The 13,217-nt window shown below is 68.4% G+C and carries 15 protein-coding genes; 14 read left to right on the forward strand and 1 reads right to left on the reverse strand.

Annotation, left to right across the window (positions count from 1 at the left end):
- Window positions 1-160: 160 nt before the first annotated feature.
- From narX to FOC67_RS20620, 10 genes are all read left to right on the forward strand, one after another.
- Window positions 161-2,029, forward strand: coding sequence for a two-component system sensor histidine kinase NarX (gene narX, locus FOC67_RS20575; protein WP_003092966.1), 1,869 nt, complete (start codon window positions 161-163; stop codon window positions 2,027-2,029).
- The gene (gene narL, locus FOC67_RS20580; RefSeq protein ID WP_009313427.1) at window positions 2,026-2,685 is read left to right on the forward strand and encodes a two-component system response regulator NarL; all 660 of its coding nucleotides are present in this window, start codon (window positions 2,026-2,028) and stop codon (window positions 2,683-2,685) included. The genes narX and narL overlap by 4 nt, the downstream gene beginning before the upstream one ends.
- Before the next feature lie 84 nt (window positions 2,686-2,769).
- Window positions 2,770-3,165, forward strand: coding sequence for an anaerobic/virulence modulator AnvM (gene anvM / locus FOC67_RS20585; RefSeq protein ID WP_003092971.1), 396 nt, complete (start codon window positions 2,770-2,772; stop codon window positions 3,163-3,165).
- 160 nt (window positions 3,166-3,325) lie between these two features.
- Complete coding sequence (locus tag FOC67_RS20590; RefSeq protein ID WP_003092973.1) at window positions 3,326-3,790, forward strand: hypothetical protein; 465 nt, start codon at window positions 3,326-3,328, stop codon at window positions 3,788-3,790.
- Between the two features lie 15 nt (window positions 3,791-3,805).
- The gene (locus FOC67_RS20595) at window positions 3,806-4,555 is read left to right on the forward strand and encodes a class I SAM-dependent methyltransferase (RefSeq protein WP_003092974.1); all 750 of its coding nucleotides are present in this window, start codon (window positions 3,806-3,808) and stop codon (window positions 4,553-4,555) included.
- An 87-nt stretch (window positions 4,556-4,642) separates the two neighbouring features.
- Window positions 4,643-5,473: an SDR family oxidoreductase gene (locus tag FOC67_RS20600; RefSeq protein ID WP_009313426.1), complete on the forward strand. Its 831-nt coding sequence runs from the start codon at window positions 4,643-4,645 to the stop codon at window positions 5,471-5,473.
- A 20-nt stretch (window positions 5,474-5,493) separates the two neighbouring features.
- Complete coding sequence (locus FOC67_RS20605) at window positions 5,494-5,880, forward strand: hypothetical protein (protein ID WP_009313425.1); 387 nt, start codon at window positions 5,494-5,496, stop codon at window positions 5,878-5,880.
- Between the two features lie 94 nt (window positions 5,881-5,974).
- On the forward strand, window positions 5,975-6,631 hold the full coding sequence (tpbA, locus tag FOC67_RS20610) for a tyrosine phosphatase TpbA (protein WP_009313424.1): 657 nt from the start codon (window positions 5,975-5,977) through the stop codon (window positions 6,629-6,631).
- Between the two features lie 104 nt (window positions 6,632-6,735).
- Window positions 6,736-7,635, forward strand: coding sequence for a TIGR01459 family HAD-type hydrolase (locus tag FOC67_RS20615; RefSeq protein ID WP_134251047.1), 900 nt, complete (start codon window positions 6,736-6,738; stop codon window positions 7,633-7,635).
- Between the two features lie 29 nt (window positions 7,636-7,664).
- A complete protein-coding gene (locus FOC67_RS20620) occupies window positions 7,665-7,910 on the forward strand; it encodes a YgjV family protein (RefSeq protein ID WP_009313422.1) in 246 nt (81 codons plus the stop codon).
- Between the two features lie 58 nt (window positions 7,911-7,968).
- On the opposite strand, the gene FOC67_RS20625 is transcribed toward FOC67_RS20620, so the two are convergent.
- Entirely contained in the window at window positions 7,969-9,243 is a 1,275-nt protein-coding gene (locus FOC67_RS20625) for a sodium:proton antiporter (protein ID WP_003092979.1), read from the reverse strand.
- A 441-nt stretch (window positions 9,244-9,684) separates the two neighbouring features.
- On the opposite strand from FOC67_RS20625, the gene FOC67_RS20630 reads away from it, so the two are divergent.
- Genes FOC67_RS20630 through FOC67_RS20645 form a run of 4 tightly spaced genes read left to right on the forward strand, consistent with a single transcriptional unit; the run spans window position 9,685 to window position 13,180 of the window.
- Window positions 9,685-10,407 carry an ABC transporter permease gene (locus tag FOC67_RS20630; RefSeq protein ID WP_003092982.1) on the forward strand — a complete coding sequence of 241 codons (723 nt, stop codon included), beginning with the start codon at window positions 9,685-9,687 and terminating at the stop codon, window positions 10,405-10,407.
- Window positions 10,407-11,342 (forward strand): glycine betaine ABC transporter substrate-binding protein, encoded by a 936-nt coding sequence (locus FOC67_RS20635; RefSeq protein WP_003092983.1) that lies wholly within the window; start codon window positions 10,407-10,409, stop codon window positions 11,340-11,342. Before FOC67_RS20630 ends, FOC67_RS20635 begins: the two co-directional genes overlap by 1 nt.
- Complete coding sequence (locus tag FOC67_RS20640; protein WP_009313421.1) at window positions 11,342-12,004, forward strand: ABC transporter permease; 663 nt, start codon at window positions 11,342-11,344, stop codon at window positions 12,002-12,004. The genes FOC67_RS20635 and FOC67_RS20640 overlap by 1 nt, the downstream gene beginning before the upstream one ends.
- Window positions 12,005-12,016: 12 nt before the next feature.
- Window positions 12,017-13,180: a betaine/proline/choline family ABC transporter ATP-binding protein gene (locus tag FOC67_RS20645; RefSeq protein WP_009313420.1), complete on the forward strand. Its 1,164-nt coding sequence runs from the start codon at window positions 12,017-12,019 to the stop codon at window positions 13,178-13,180.
- Window positions 13,181-13,217 lie beyond the last annotated feature (37 nt).

Raw genomic sequence — 13,217 nt, forward strand, 5'->3', positions numbered from 1 at the left:
CACGGACAGCGTTCAGCGAGAGCCTAGGGAAGGTGTTCCTATGCAAATTTGATAGGAATCAATGAAATACCGGCCGTTCCGTGCCTAGATGCGCGCCCCTACCTCGAAAGAGGTATGGTCTGAATTATTGCGCAACCCACTGTTTTAAAAGGCTTTTCACATGAACAAGGCGACCGCGCCGGACGCTGACCAGCGGGACAGATTCTTTGGAGGTAGTGACAGGGCCGGAAAGCCGATCCTGCGCCGCTCCCTGGTAGTCCGCTTCGGCTGCTACCTCACCCTGCTGGTATCGCTGGCGCTGATCGGGATGTTCAGCGCCCTGCTCTTCGCCGACTACACGCACCAGGACGCCGCGGTGATCAACCACGCCGGCTCGTTGCGCATGCTCACCTACCGGGTCGCCCTGGAGCCCAGCCTGGAAGGCCGCCAGGCGCTGCTCGGGACCCTCGGCGAACGCCTCGACAGCGGCGACATCCGCCGCCTGCTGCAACGCCAGGACGCCGACGACCCGATCCGCCAGCTGCACCAGGAGCTGCGCGAGGGCCTGGCGCGCCTGGACCCGCGCGCGCTGCCCGGACGCGCCGTGCTGGACGCCTACGTCGGCGACATCGACCGTTTCGTCGGCATCCTCCAGGCCAAGGCCGAGCGCCGCTCGCAACTGCTCAGCACGGTGCAGGGCCTGTGCCTGTTCCTCAGCCTGCTGGTGGTGTTCGTCACCCTCTACGACCTCAGCTACCACGTCATCGGCCCGCTGCGCGAACTCACCAGCACCGCCCGCCGCCTGGGCCGCGGCGAGCTGGACGCGCGGGTCACCTACAGCGGCGAGGACGAACTGGCGCAACTGGGCGAGCGCTTCAACCAGATGGCCGGCGAGCTGAAGAGCATCTACGGCGACCTGGAAGAGCGCGTGGAGGACAAGACCCGCGCCCTCTCGCAGAGCCACCAGCGCCTCGAACTGCTCTACGCCAGCGCCCGCCGGCTGGGCGAGAACCCCTACGACAGCCGCACCCTGCAACCGCTGCTGAACCAGTTGGAGAAAGTGCTAGACGCCGGCCGCGTGACCCTCTGCCTGAACAAGGACGGGGTCGAGCGCGCCTACAGTTCGCTGACCACCACCGAGCGCCCGGCGGACTTCTGCCTGCAGGGCGACTGCGGTAGCTGCCGCGAGCAGGCCAGCGCCTGCGACCAACCCTCGTCCCTGGCCCAGCCATTGCTGATGCAGCCCCTGTCCATCGCCGGCCACCGTTTCGGCGAACTGTTCATCGAAAGCCGCAGCGGCCGCCTGGAGAACTGGCAGCAGCAACTGATCGAGACCTTCTGCGACAACATCGCCCGCACCTTCGCCCTGTCCCTGCAACAGGAACAGGAAAGCCGCCTGGCCCTGTTCGCCGAGCGCGGCACCATCGCCCGTGAACTGCACGACTCGCTGGCACAGTCGCTGTCCTACCTGAAGATCCAGGTCAGCCGCCTGGGCACCCTGCTCAAGCGCGAGGCGCCGGCGGAGAAGATCGAGGACACCCTCGACGAACTGCGCGAAGGCCTCAACGGCGCCTACCGGCAACTGCGCGAACTGCTCACCACCTTCCGCCTCAGCCTCGACGAGCCGAGCCTGGAAGCCGCGCTGGGGAACGCCGTGGCCGAGTTCGGCGAGCGCGGCGAGGTGGCGATCGAACTGGACAACCGCCTGCAACACGTGCCGCTGAGCCCCAACGAGGAAATCCACGTCCTGCAGATCGTCCGCGAGGCGCTCTCCAACGTGGTTCGCCATTCGCAGGCGCAACGGGCCTGGGTGCGCCTGAGCAGCCAGGCCGACGGCCAGGTGAGCATCGCCGTCGAGGACGATGGCGTCGGCTTTGATCCGCAGCAGAACCGCAGCGGCCACTATGGGCTTACCATCATGCAGGAGCGCGGCCAGACCCTCGGCAGCCAGTTGCGCTTCGAAGCGCGCGCGCCCCACGGCACGCGAGTGCTCTTCAGCTTCGTGCCGACCGCCCTGCAACCCTCCGCCGCCAAGGAGCCGACCCCATGACGGACATGCCAGCCACCGCCGACGAACCGGTTCGCCTGCTGCTGGTGGACGACCATCCGATGATGCGCAAGGGCGTCGCCCAGTTGCTCGAACTGGAAGACGACCTCAGCGTGGTCGGCGAGGCCGGCAGCGGCGAGGAAGCCCTGCACCTGGCCGCCGAGCTGGACCCGGACATGATCCTGCTGGACCTGAACATGAAGGGCATGAACGGCCTGGACACCCTGCGCGCGTTGCGCGAGGCCGGAGTCGACGCACGCATCGTGGTGTTCACCGTGTCCGACGACAAGGGCGACGTGGTCAACGTCCTGCGCGCCGGCGCCGACGGCTACCTGCTCAAGGACATGGAGCCGGAGCGCCTGCTCGAGCACATCCGCCAGGCCGCCACCGGACAGATGACCCTGAGCCCGCAGTTGACCCAGATCCTCGCCCAGGCCCTGCGGGGCGACGACCGCTCGAAGAGCCTCGACGAGCTGACCGAGCGCGAACGGCAGATCCTCCGCCAGATCGCCCACGGCTACAGCAACAAGATGATCGCGCGAAAGCTGGACATCACCGAAGGCACGGTGAAGGTCCATGTCAAGCGGGTGCTGCACAAGCTCGGCATGCGTTCGCGGGTCGAGGCGGCGGTGTGGGCGGTGGAGAACGACCTGGTGTAAGCCGCGCGCGGGCTTGATTCCGGTCAAGAAATCCACCGCGGCGCTGCGTCGATACTGGCGGCTTCCTTCCACGAGGCGCCCGTCATGATGTTCGAACGCAGCCCCGACGATCCCCTTCCCCTGGTCTACGCCTGCTCCGGCTGCTCCAACGTGGCGCAACTGGCCAACGATCTCGCGCTGCGCCTGGATCGCGCCCGGCTGGCGGAGATGTCCTGCATCGCCGGAGTCGGCGGCGACGTCCCGCTGCTGGTCCGCCGGGCCCGCTCCGGGCGACCGATCCTGGCCCTCGACGGTTGCCCGCTGCATTGCGTGAAAGGCTGCCTGGCGCGCCACGAGGTAGTCCCGACCCTGCACCTGACCCTCAGCGAACACGGCCTGAAGAAGCGCTACGGCGAGGACTGCGAGGCGCAGGACGCCGAGCGCCTGTTCGTCGAGCTGGAGCGTCTGCTGACGCCGGGCGGCAAGCGCCGCTGCGAATGACGGCGCGGCCGGGGGCGGCGGCTATCCCCAGCCTGCCGCCCGCCTTTCGGCCTCCCTCGCGCATATCGCGGCGCCTCCGCCGCGTAAGCGTGCCCGTACCGCCTGCGATACGCAGCAGTGCGCTAGGATGTCCCCTCGGCTTCGAAGAAAGGACATTTCAATGCTGATCGGTGCGCTGCTGGTTCTCACCTGGGTCATCCTCCTCGTCCGATACCCGGCCAAGGCCCTGCCGGTGTCCCTGGCGGCTCTCGCCGGGCTGGGCCTGGTGGCGGCCTGGGTGATCTGGCAGGACAACGACGAAAGCCGCCACCTGCAACGCCAGGAACTGCGCCTGAGCTATGCGCCGGAACGCTGTCCGGTGGACCGGCCGCTGGCGGTCGAGCTGAAGAACGGCAGCGACCGTCCGTTGCTGGAGCTACGCTGGAGGATCGCCGCCTACCGCCCCGGCGACAGCGTCAACCTGGCCGACACCAGCTTCGACAGCCCGCGCTACCGGGCGCCGAACGCCCTGCTCGGCGGCGACAGCTGGCACGACTGCCTGCCGCTGCCGCCGCTGCGTCCGGGCTATCGCGCCAGCACCCTGGAATTCCGCGCCGAACGCCTGGACGGGCGTTTCGGCAACTGACCGAGGGAGGACCCGATGGAAACCCGCCGTCTGTTCGACCAGGGCTCCGCTGCCTACGCCAGCGCCCGCCCGCGTTATCCCGATGCGCTCTACCGCCATCTCGCCGGGCTCTGCGGCCAGCGCCGGCGCGCCTGGGACTGCGCCACCGGTACCGGCCAGGCCGCGCTCGGCCTGGCGCAGCACTTCGGCGAAGTCCTCGCCAGCGACACCAGCGCGCAGCAGATCGAACACGCCGTTGTCCATCCGGGTATCCGCTACAGCGTGCAGGACGCCGAAGCCACCGACTATCCCGACGCCGCCTTCGACCTGGTCTGCGTAGCCCAGGCCTGGCACTGGTTCGACCACTCGCGCTTCAACCGCGAGCTGCTGCGCGTGCTGCGTCCCGGCGGCGTGTTCGCCGCCTGGGGCTACGGCTGGTTCAGCATCGACGCGCAGATCGATGCCGCCATCGACGAGGAATACCTGCGCCCGATCGGCCCGTACTGGGCGCAACAGAACCGCCTGCTGTGGAACGCCTACCGGGATGTCGAGCTGCCGCTGGGCGAACTCCCCGCGCCGGCCTTCGTCATCGAGCAACAATGGAGCCTGGCCCGGTTGTTCGACTACATGGCCACCTGGTCGGCCAGCCGCCTGTGCCGCGAGGCGCAGGGCAACGCTTTCGTGCGCCAGGCCCTGCAACGGGTCGCCGCGCTCTGGGGCGAGCCGACCTCGACACGCAGGGTTCGCATGCCGCTGGCGCTGCGGATCGCGCGCAAGGACGCCTGACCGAGCCTTCGGGCGGTTTTCCGCGGCCGGCGAATCCAGTACGGTAGGCCGCCCTCCTTCCAACTCCCAGCCAAGGAACGCCGCCCCATGAGCCAACCCGTCGCCTTCGTCACCGGCTGCTCCAGCGGCATCGGCCGCGCCCTCGCCGACGCCTTCCAGCGCGCCGGCTACCGGGTCTGGGCCAGCGCACGCAAGGAAGACGACGTGCGCGCCCTGGCCGAGGCCGGCTTCCAGGCGGTGCAACTGGACGTCAACGACGCCGCCGCGCTGGCCCGTCTGGCCGAGGAGCTGGAAGTCGAAGCCGCCGGCCTCGACGTCCTGGTCAACAACGCCGGCTACGGCGCCATGGGTCCGCTGCTGGACGGCGGCGTCGACGCCATGCGCCGGCAGTTCGAGACCAACGTGTTCGCCGTGGTCGGCGTGACCCGCGCACTGTTCCCGCTACTGAGGCGCAAGTCCGGCCTGGTGGTGAACGTCGGCAGCGTCTCCGGCGTGCTGGTCACGCCCTTCGCCGGCGCCTACTGCGCCTCCAAGGCCGCGGTGCATGCGCTGAGCGATGCCCTGCGCCTGGAACTGGCACCGTTCGGCGTCGAGGTGCTGGAAGTGCAGCCGGGCGCCATCGCCTCGAACTTCGGCGCCAGCGCCAGCCGCGAGATGGACAGCGTGGTCGACGAACGCTCGCCCTGGTGGCCGTTGCGCCGGCAGATCCAGGCGCGCGCCGCGGCATCCCAAGACAATCCCACGCCCGCCGAAGACTTCGCCCGCCAGTTGCTCGCCGCCGTGCAGCGCCGTCCGCGCCCGCCGTTGGTGCGCATCGGCAATGGCAGCCGGGCCCTGCCGGCGCTGGCCCGCTGGCTACCGCGCGGCCTGCTGGAGCGGCTGCTGAAGAAGCGCTTCGGCCTCGACACGCGCCTCTGAAACCGCCAGGAGATACCGCCATGGGCGACCGCCTTGCCGTACCCATCCGTTACTACGCCCTGGCCGGGATCGCCGCGGCGATCCTGCTCAACGTGCTGCTGCGCGGGGTGGTCCGCTTCGGCGGCCTGCCGGCCAGCCTGCTGATCGCCGCGCTGGTCGCCGGCGGCCTGGCCTGGTGGTTCGCCCGCGCGCAGCGGCGCTGGCCGACCTGGGGCGAGCGCTTGCGCCTGGTCGCCCTGTATGGCGGAGTGCTCGGGATCCTTTACCTGCTACTGGTCGGCCTCGCCTCGCTGAAAGGCGATCCCAGCCCGGCGGCACTGCTCATCGTGGTGCTGCACTACCTGTGCTATCCGGCGCTGTTGCTGGTGTTCTTCTCCGGCAGGGTCTATGGATTCTTCCTGCGCTGACAGGTGAGGCTGCCTCAACGAATTCTTCACATTCTCTTCAGCTCGGCTTGACCCGCCCTCGCCTAGTGTTGGCCACCCACCGCACGAGGCCGACATGCACCGTTCACCGCTCGCCTGGCTCCGCCTGCTCCTAGCCGCCGTGCTCGGCGCCTTCCTGCTCGGCGGCCCGCTGCATGCCGCCGAGACTGCCGCCACGCGTTCGCCAGCCTGGGCGCAAGCGGTCGACCCGTCGATCAACCTCTACCGCATGAGCCCCACCCTCTATCGCAGCGCGCTGCCCAACGCACAGAGCGTCGCGCTGCTGCAACGCCTGCAGGTGAAGACGGTGGTCAGCTTCATCAAGGACGACGACCGCGCCTGGCTGGGCCAGGCTCCGGTGCGGGTGCTCAGCCTGCCGACCCACGCCGACCGGGTCGACGACGCCGAGGTGCTCAGCGTCCTCCGCCAGTTGCAGGCCGCCGAGCGCGAAGGCCCGGTACTGATGCACTGCAAGCACGGCAACAACCGCACCGGACTGTTCGCCGCCATGTACCGCATCGTCGTGCAGGGCTGGGACAAGCAGGCCGCGCTGGAGGAAATGCAGCGCGGCGGGTTCGGCGACGAGGACGACATGCGCGACGCCAGCGCCTATGTGCGCGGCGCCGACGTCGACGGCCTGCGCCTGGCGATGGCCAACGGCGAATGCAGCCCGTCGCGCTTCGCCGTCTGCCATGTGCGCGAGTGGATGGCCCAGGCGCTCGACCGGCCGTAAACACGCGCAGGGCCGAAAGGCTTGGTCCCGTCACGCAAGTTTGGCACCCTTGGGGCTCGCCGCCGCACGCGGCGGCCCACTTCGACAGCCGCGACGAGACTCCCATGAGCGATGCCCCGACCTCCCCGCGCTTCAGCGCCGCCACCAGCACCCGCCTGCTCGACCATGCGCAACTGGAAGCGCTCTGCGCCGACTATGACGGCTTCCTTCTCGATCTCTGGGGCGTAGTGATGGACGGCGCCGAGGCGTTCCCCGGCGCCCTCGCCTGGCTCGCCCGGCGGCACGCCGAAGGCCGCCCGGTCTGGTTCCTCAGCAACTCGTCCAGCAGCGTGGTGGAAATGAGCGCCGGGCTCGAGCGCCTGGGCATCCAGCGCGACTGGTTCGCCGGCATCACCACCTCCGGCCAGTTGACCATCGACGCCCTGCTGCAAACCGCCGAATACCGGCGTGGCGGCATCTACCTGGCCGGCGTCGGCCTGGCCCAGCAGAGCTGGCCGGCGGAAATCCGCGAGCGCTTCGTCGACGACATCGCCCAGGCGGCGCTGATCGTCGGCGTCGGCAGCTTTCCCCAGGATGAACTGGAACAGCGCTTCGCGCCCCTGCGTGGTGCCACCGACCTGCCGTTCCTCTGCGCCAACCCGGACCGCGTGGTGGTTTCCGGCGGCCGCACGGTATACGGCGCGGGCATGCTCGCCGAGCTGTTCAGCGAGGAAGGCGGCCAGGTCAGTTGGTACGGCAAGCCCGACCCGGCGGCCTTCCGCATCGCCCAGCGGCAACTGGAAGCGCGCGGCGCGCGGCACATCCTGTTCGTCGGCGACTCGCTGGTGACCGACGTCCCCGGCGCCCTCGCCGCGCGCATCGATACGCTCTGGCTGGGCGCCACCGGCATCCACCGCGAAGCCCTGGGCGCCGAGTTCAACGGAGCGCTCGACGAGGAGCGGGTCAGGTCGCTGCTGCACGGCTATCCGATCCGACCGCACTTTGCCGCGCCAGGGCTGGTCTGACCCTCAAAGGTCGGAAAAAGGATGCACGCATGCACTGGCTGGACTACCTGCAATGGCCCGCCATGCTGGTCACGGTGGTGGCCGCCTGGCTGGTGGCGTCGGCGCATCGGCGACGACGCAAGGTCGGCTTCTGGGTGTTCCTCGCCAGCAACCTGCTGTGGATCGCCTGGGGCCTGTACGCCCAGGCCTATGCGCTGATCCTGCTGCAGGTCTGCCTGGCGGCGATGAACCTGCGCGGCACCTATCGCAACGAAGCGCCACAGGACAGCGCCTGATGGCCGCCAACGAAAACGCCCGCCATGACGGCGGGCGCTCGCCTTGCGAAGGCTGCGCTCAGTGCGCCCCCTCGCTTTTCTCCAGCGGCTGGCCGGCGTAGATACGACGCACCAGCGGGCCGATGGAAAGCCCCTGGAGCAGGATCGATACCAGCACCACGATGTAGGTCAGGCTGAGGATCAGGTCGCGCTCCGGCCCCAGCGGCAGGGACAGCGCCAGCGCCACCGAGACGCCGCCGCGCAGCCCGCCCCAGACCAGGATGCGGATGGTGCCCGCCGGTACCTGCCGGTTGGCGCCACGGAAACGGCGCAGGACCAGGATCGCCGGACCCACCGTGAGCAGGCGCGAGACCAGCACCGCGCCGCCGAGGGCGAAGGCCGCCGCCACGTGCAGCCAGGAGAACGGCAACAGCAGCAGCTCCAGGCCGATCAGGGCGAACAGCAGGGCGTTGAGGATCTCGTCGATCAGCTCCCAGAACTTGTCCACGTAGCGCCGGGTCTCGTCCGACATCGCGTAGTGGCGTCCGTGGTTGCCGATGATCAGCCCGGCCACCACCATCGCGATCGGCGCCGATACGTGCAGGCGCGCGGCCAGCGCGGCGCCGCCGATGACCAGGGCGAGGGTCAGCATGACCTCCACCTGGTACTGGTCGATGCCGCGCATCATCACGAACACGCCGTAGCCGAGCACCGCGCCGAAAAGCACGCCGCCGATGGCTTCCTGGACGAAGAGGATCGCCGTGGCGCTGACCGTGGGCGCCTCGCCGAGCTGGAGGATGCCGAGGATGATGGCGAACACCACCACCGCGGTGCCGTCGTTGAACAGCGACTCGCCGACGATGGTGGTCGCCAGCGGTTTCGGCGCGCCGGCGGACTTGAGGATGCCGAGCACGGCGATGGGGTCGGTCGGCGAGATCAGCGCGCCGAACAGCAGGCAGTAGATGAAATCCACCTGCCAGCCGAACAGCGGGAAGGTGTAGTAGGCCAGGCCACCGATGACGAAGGTGGCGATCAGCACCCCGGCGGTGGCCAGCAGGCCGATCGGCCACTTGTAGCTGCGCAGGTCGGAGAGGTCGACGTGCAGTGCGCCGGCGAACAGCAGCGCGGGCAGGAACCAGGTCATCAGCACTTCGGAGAAGTCGATGCGGCGGATGATTTCCTGCATCTCCACCTCGAGGATCGGATAGCCCAGTTCCGACAGACCCTGGACGATCAGCGAGAACACCAGCGCCGTGGCCATCACGCCGATGGTCGGCGGCAGGCGGATGAAGCGGTAGTTGACGTAGGTGAGCAAGGTGGTCAAGGCAATGAATGCCGCGACGAGATCGAGCATGACGCGGGGTACTCCCTTAGCAGAAGGTAAAACACCTACCCCAAAAGGCCGATCCGTGAACCGTGGGGTGCGAATGTCTGGAAAAGCCCGAGAAAATTTCGGAACCCGCATCATAACCGCAGAAAAGCCCTGGGCGTCGAGCGCACCGATACGGTGCATGGCGCGCCGCCGACGCGGCAACGCCCTTCTCGCCCGCTCCCCCGGGAAAATTTCTTCGTTCGCCGCCAGCCCAGGCGAGACGGCGGCTGCGGCCGCTTGCCCAGGCCCGGTCATGGCACAAGCATGGCCGTTTCGTTGAACCTCCGCGAACGACGAACGGTCAACCCTTTCAGGGTCGGCAATTCGGTGCCCATCCGAAGCCTTTGATTTCCGGCCTGTTTCCGCGCTTCGACGAAGCGCCCGACAGCGTAGCCAACGCTCATTCCGAAGGGAGTCCCGACCATGGTGAAAACCTGTGGCAAGGCCCTGCTCGGCCTCTGCGCCGCAGCCGCCGTACTGGCCTTGCTGATCCACTGGATCACCCCCGCGACCATCCTCCACTACCGCGAGGACCTGCTGTTCTACTTGCAGGCCCACCTGGTGCTGGTCTTCAGTTCGATGGCGGCCGCCCTGCTGGTCGGCGTGCCGGCCGGCATCCTGCTCAGCCGTCCCGGCATGCAGGCCCAGGCCGAACGCCTGATGCAGGTGTTCAACGTCGGCAACACCATCCCGCCGCTGGCGGTGCTGGCCATCGCCCTGGCGATCATCGGCATCGGCAACGGCCCGGCGATCCTCGCCCTGTTCCTCGCCTCGCTGCTGCCGATCGTGCGCAACACCTACGAGGGCCTGCGCAATGTCTCGCCGGCGCTGAAGGAAGCCGCCACCGGCATCGGCATGACGCCCAACCAGGTGCTGCTGCGGGTGGAACTGCCGAACGCGGTGCCGATCATCGTCGGCGGCGTGCGCGTGGCCCTGGCGCTGAACGTCGGCTCCGCGCCGCTGGCGTTCCTGATCGGCGCCAACAGCCTGGGCAGCCTGATCTTCCCCGGCATCTACCTGAACAACCACCAGCAACTGCTGCTCGGCGCCGCCTGCACGGCGCTCCTCGCCCTGCTGCTGGACGCCCTGGTGGTGCTGTTCAGCCGCATGTTCCTGGAACGCGGCCTGACCGCCAAGGAGGCCTGATGAACCGACTGATCCGCTCACTCTGCCTGGCCTGCGCCGGCCTGCTCGCCGCCGGCCTGGCGCAGGCGGAAACCCTGCGCATCGGCGGCAAGACCTTCACCGAGCAGCGCATCCTCACCGCCATCACCGCGCAGTTCCTGCAGAAGCGCGGCTACGACGTGACGGTCACCACCGGCCTGGGCAGCACCCTGGCCCGCGCCGCCCAGGAAAGCGGCCAGTTGGATATCGTCTGGGAGTACACCGGCTCGTCGCTGATCGTCTACAACCACATCGACGAGAAGCTCGACGCCGCGGCTTCCTACCGCCGGGTCAAGCAACTCGACGAAGCCCAGGGCCTGGTCTGGCTGAAGCCGACCCGCTTCAACAACACCTATGCCCTGGCCATGCCCGAGGAACAGGCCGAGCGCCTGGGCATCCAGAGCGTCAGCGATCTCGCGCGGGTGCTCGCCGAACAGCAGGAGGCCGAGCCCGGGAGCACCCACCTGTTCGCCATGGACCCGGAGTTCGCCGGCCGCCCCGACGGCCTCGGCCCCATGAGCGAGCTGTACGGCCTGCACTTCACCCGCAACGACATCCGCCAGATGGACGCCGGGCTGGTCTACACCGCGCTGAAGAACCGCCAGGTGTTCCTCGGCCTCGTCTACACCACCGACGGCCGCCTGAAGGATTTCAAGCTGCGCGTGCTGAAGGACGACAAGCAGTACTTCCCCTTCTACAACGCCGCCCCGGTGGTGCGTAAGGAGGTCATGCAGCGCCATCCGGAGTTCGCCACGCTGTTCGATCCGATCATCGAGCGGCTCGACGACGCCACCATGCAGGCGCTCAACGCGCGGGTCGATATCGAGCAGCAGACGCCACAGAAGGTCGCCGCCGACTTCCTCCGCGAACACCGCCTGCTCGACGACGGCCAGGCCGGCCAGGGAGGTAGCCAGTAATGGACTTCTTCAGCGTGCTTTCCCATCTCGACTGGTCCCAGATCGGCCAGCTCACCCTCCAGCACCTGCTGCTGGTACTGGTCGCCGTGGGCCTGGCGATCCTCGTCGGCGTGCCGCTGGGCGTGCTGATGACCCGCTTCACGTGGCTGGCCGGCCCGCTGCAGGGCGCCGCCACGGTGATGCTGACCATCCCCTCGATCGCCCTGTTCGGCCTGCTGATGCCGGTCTACTCGGTATTCGGCCAGGGCCTCGGGCCGCTGCCGGCGATCACCGCGGTGTTCCTCTATTCGCTGCTGCCGATCCTGCGCAACACCTACCTCGCCCTGACCGGCGTCGAAGCGGGCATCCGCGAGGCCGGCAAGGGCATCGGCATGACCTTCTGGCAACGCCTGCGGATGGTCGACATTCCCCTCGCGGTGCCGGTGATCCTCGCCGGCGTACGCACCGCCGTGGTGATGAACATCGGCGTGATGACCATCGCCGCGGTGATCGGCGCCGGCGGCCTGGGCGTGCTGATCCTCACTTCCATCAGCCAGAGCAACATGCCGATGCTGGTGGTCGGCGCGGTACTGGTCAGCCTCCTGGCCATCGTCGCCGACCTGCTGCTGCAATGGCTGCAACGCATCCTCACCCCCAAGGGACTGCGCGCCAGCGCGCACTGACAGGAGCCGAACATGATCGAACTGGACAAGCTCAGCAAGACCTTCACCCAGAAGAACGGCAAGGAGTTCCGCGCCGTCGATTCCGTCAGCCTGACCGTGGAGAAAGGCGAGATCTGCGTCTTCCTCGGCCCCTCCGGCTGCGGCAAGACCACCACCCTGAAGATGATCAACCGGATCATCCCGCCGACCTCCGGCCGCGTGCTGATCGACGGCCAGGACACCGCGGACCTCGACGAAGTCACCCTGCGCCGCCACATCGGCTACGTGATCCAGCAGATCGGCCTGTTCCCGAACATGACCATCGAGGAAAACATCATGGTCGTGCCGCGCCTGCTCGGCTGGGACAAGGCGCGCTGCAAGGAGAAGGCCCGCGAGCTGATGAGCATGGTCAAGCTGGAGCCCAAGCAGTACCTGCAACGCTACCCGCGCGAACTCTCCGGCGGCCAGCAGCAGCGCGTCGGGGTGATCCGCGCGCTGGCGGCGGACGCGCCGCTGCTGCTGATGGACGAGCCGTTCGGCGCGGTCGATCCGATCAACCGCGAGTCGATCCAGAACGAGTTCTTCGAGATGCAGCGCAAGCTCGGCATGACCGTGATCATGGTCAGCCACGACATCGACGAAGCCATCAAGCTGGGCGACAAGGTGGCGGTATTCAAGAGCGGCCGGCTGCTCCAGTACGACCACCCGGATACCCTGCTGGCGCACCCGGCGGACGAGTTCGTCAGCGCCTTCACCGGCCAGGACAGCACGCTCAAGCGCCTGCTCCTGGTGCGCGCCGAGGACGCCGCCGACAGCAGCCTGGTCACCGCCCGGCCGCAGACCCCGGTGGCCGAGGCGCTGGAACTGATGGACGAGAACGACCGGCGCTACCTGATCGTGGTGGATGACCAGGGCAAGGGCCTGGGCTACGTGCGACGCAAGGACCTGCGCCGCCAGGAGGGCACCTGCGCGCCGTTCATCACCCCGTTCCGGGTCACCGCCAGCCACGACGAGCACCTGCGCATCCTGTTGTCGCGGATGTACGAGTTCAACAGCTCCTGGCTGCCGGTGCTCGACCCGGACCAGCAGTTCCTCGGCGAGGTCACCCAGGAATCCATCGCCGACTACCTCAGCTCCGGCCGCTCGCGCGGCGGCAAGGGCCTGATCGTGTCGCCGGCCGAACAGGTCGGAGCGTAGGCCGCCGGGTGGATATTCACCGCCGGCAGCCGCCAAC

It is taken from the genome of Pseudomonas sp. FDAARGOS_761 (assembly GCF_013343155.1).
In the GTDB taxonomy this organism is placed as follows: Bacteria; Pseudomonadota; Gammaproteobacteria; order Pseudomonadales; family Pseudomonadaceae; genus Pseudomonas; species Pseudomonas aeruginosa.

Excerpts from the sequence above, each read along its gene's own strand:
- narX (WP_003092966.1), top strand. The coding sequence starts at position 161 with ATGAACAAGGCGACCGCGCCGGACGCTGACCAGCGGGACAGATTCTTT.
- narL (WP_009313427.1), top strand. The coding sequence starts at position 2,026 with ATGACGGACATGCCAGCCACCGCCGACGAACCGGTTCGCCTGCTGCTG.
- anvM (WP_003092971.1), top strand. The coding sequence starts at position 2,770 with ATGATGTTCGAACGCAGCCCCGACGATCCCCTTCCCCTGGTCTACGCC.
- FOC67_RS20590 (WP_003092973.1), top strand. The coding sequence starts at position 3,326 with ATGCTGATCGGTGCGCTGCTGGTTCTCACCTGGGTCATCCTCCTCGTC.
- FOC67_RS20595 (WP_003092974.1), top strand. The coding sequence starts at position 3,806 with ATGGAAACCCGCCGTCTGTTCGACCAGGGCTCCGCTGCCTACGCCAGC.
- FOC67_RS20600 (WP_009313426.1), top strand. The coding sequence starts at position 4,643 with ATGAGCCAACCCGTCGCCTTCGTCACCGGCTGCTCCAGCGGCATCGGC.
- FOC67_RS20605 (WP_009313425.1), top strand. The coding sequence starts at position 5,494 with ATGGGCGACCGCCTTGCCGTACCCATCCGTTACTACGCCCTGGCCGGG.
- tpbA (WP_009313424.1), top strand. The coding sequence starts at position 5,975 with ATGCACCGTTCACCGCTCGCCTGGCTCCGCCTGCTCCTAGCCGCCGTG.
- FOC67_RS20615 (WP_134251047.1), top strand. The coding sequence starts at position 6,736 with ATGAGCGATGCCCCGACCTCCCCGCGCTTCAGCGCCGCCACCAGCACC.
- FOC67_RS20620 (WP_009313422.1), top strand. The coding sequence starts at position 7,665 with ATGCACTGGCTGGACTACCTGCAATGGCCCGCCATGCTGGTCACGGTG.
- FOC67_RS20625 (WP_003092979.1), bottom strand. The coding sequence starts at position 9,243 with ATGCTCGATCTCGTCGCGGCATTCATTGCCTTGACCACCTTGCTCACC.
- FOC67_RS20630 (WP_003092982.1), top strand. The coding sequence starts at position 9,685 with ATGGTGAAAACCTGTGGCAAGGCCCTGCTCGGCCTCTGCGCCGCAGCC.
- FOC67_RS20635 (WP_003092983.1), top strand. The coding sequence starts at position 10,407 with ATGAACCGACTGATCCGCTCACTCTGCCTGGCCTGCGCCGGCCTGCTC.
- FOC67_RS20640 (WP_009313421.1), top strand. The coding sequence starts at position 11,342 with ATGGACTTCTTCAGCGTGCTTTCCCATCTCGACTGGTCCCAGATCGGC.
- FOC67_RS20645 (WP_009313420.1), top strand. The coding sequence starts at position 12,017 with ATGATCGAACTGGACAAGCTCAGCAAGACCTTCACCCAGAAGAACGGC.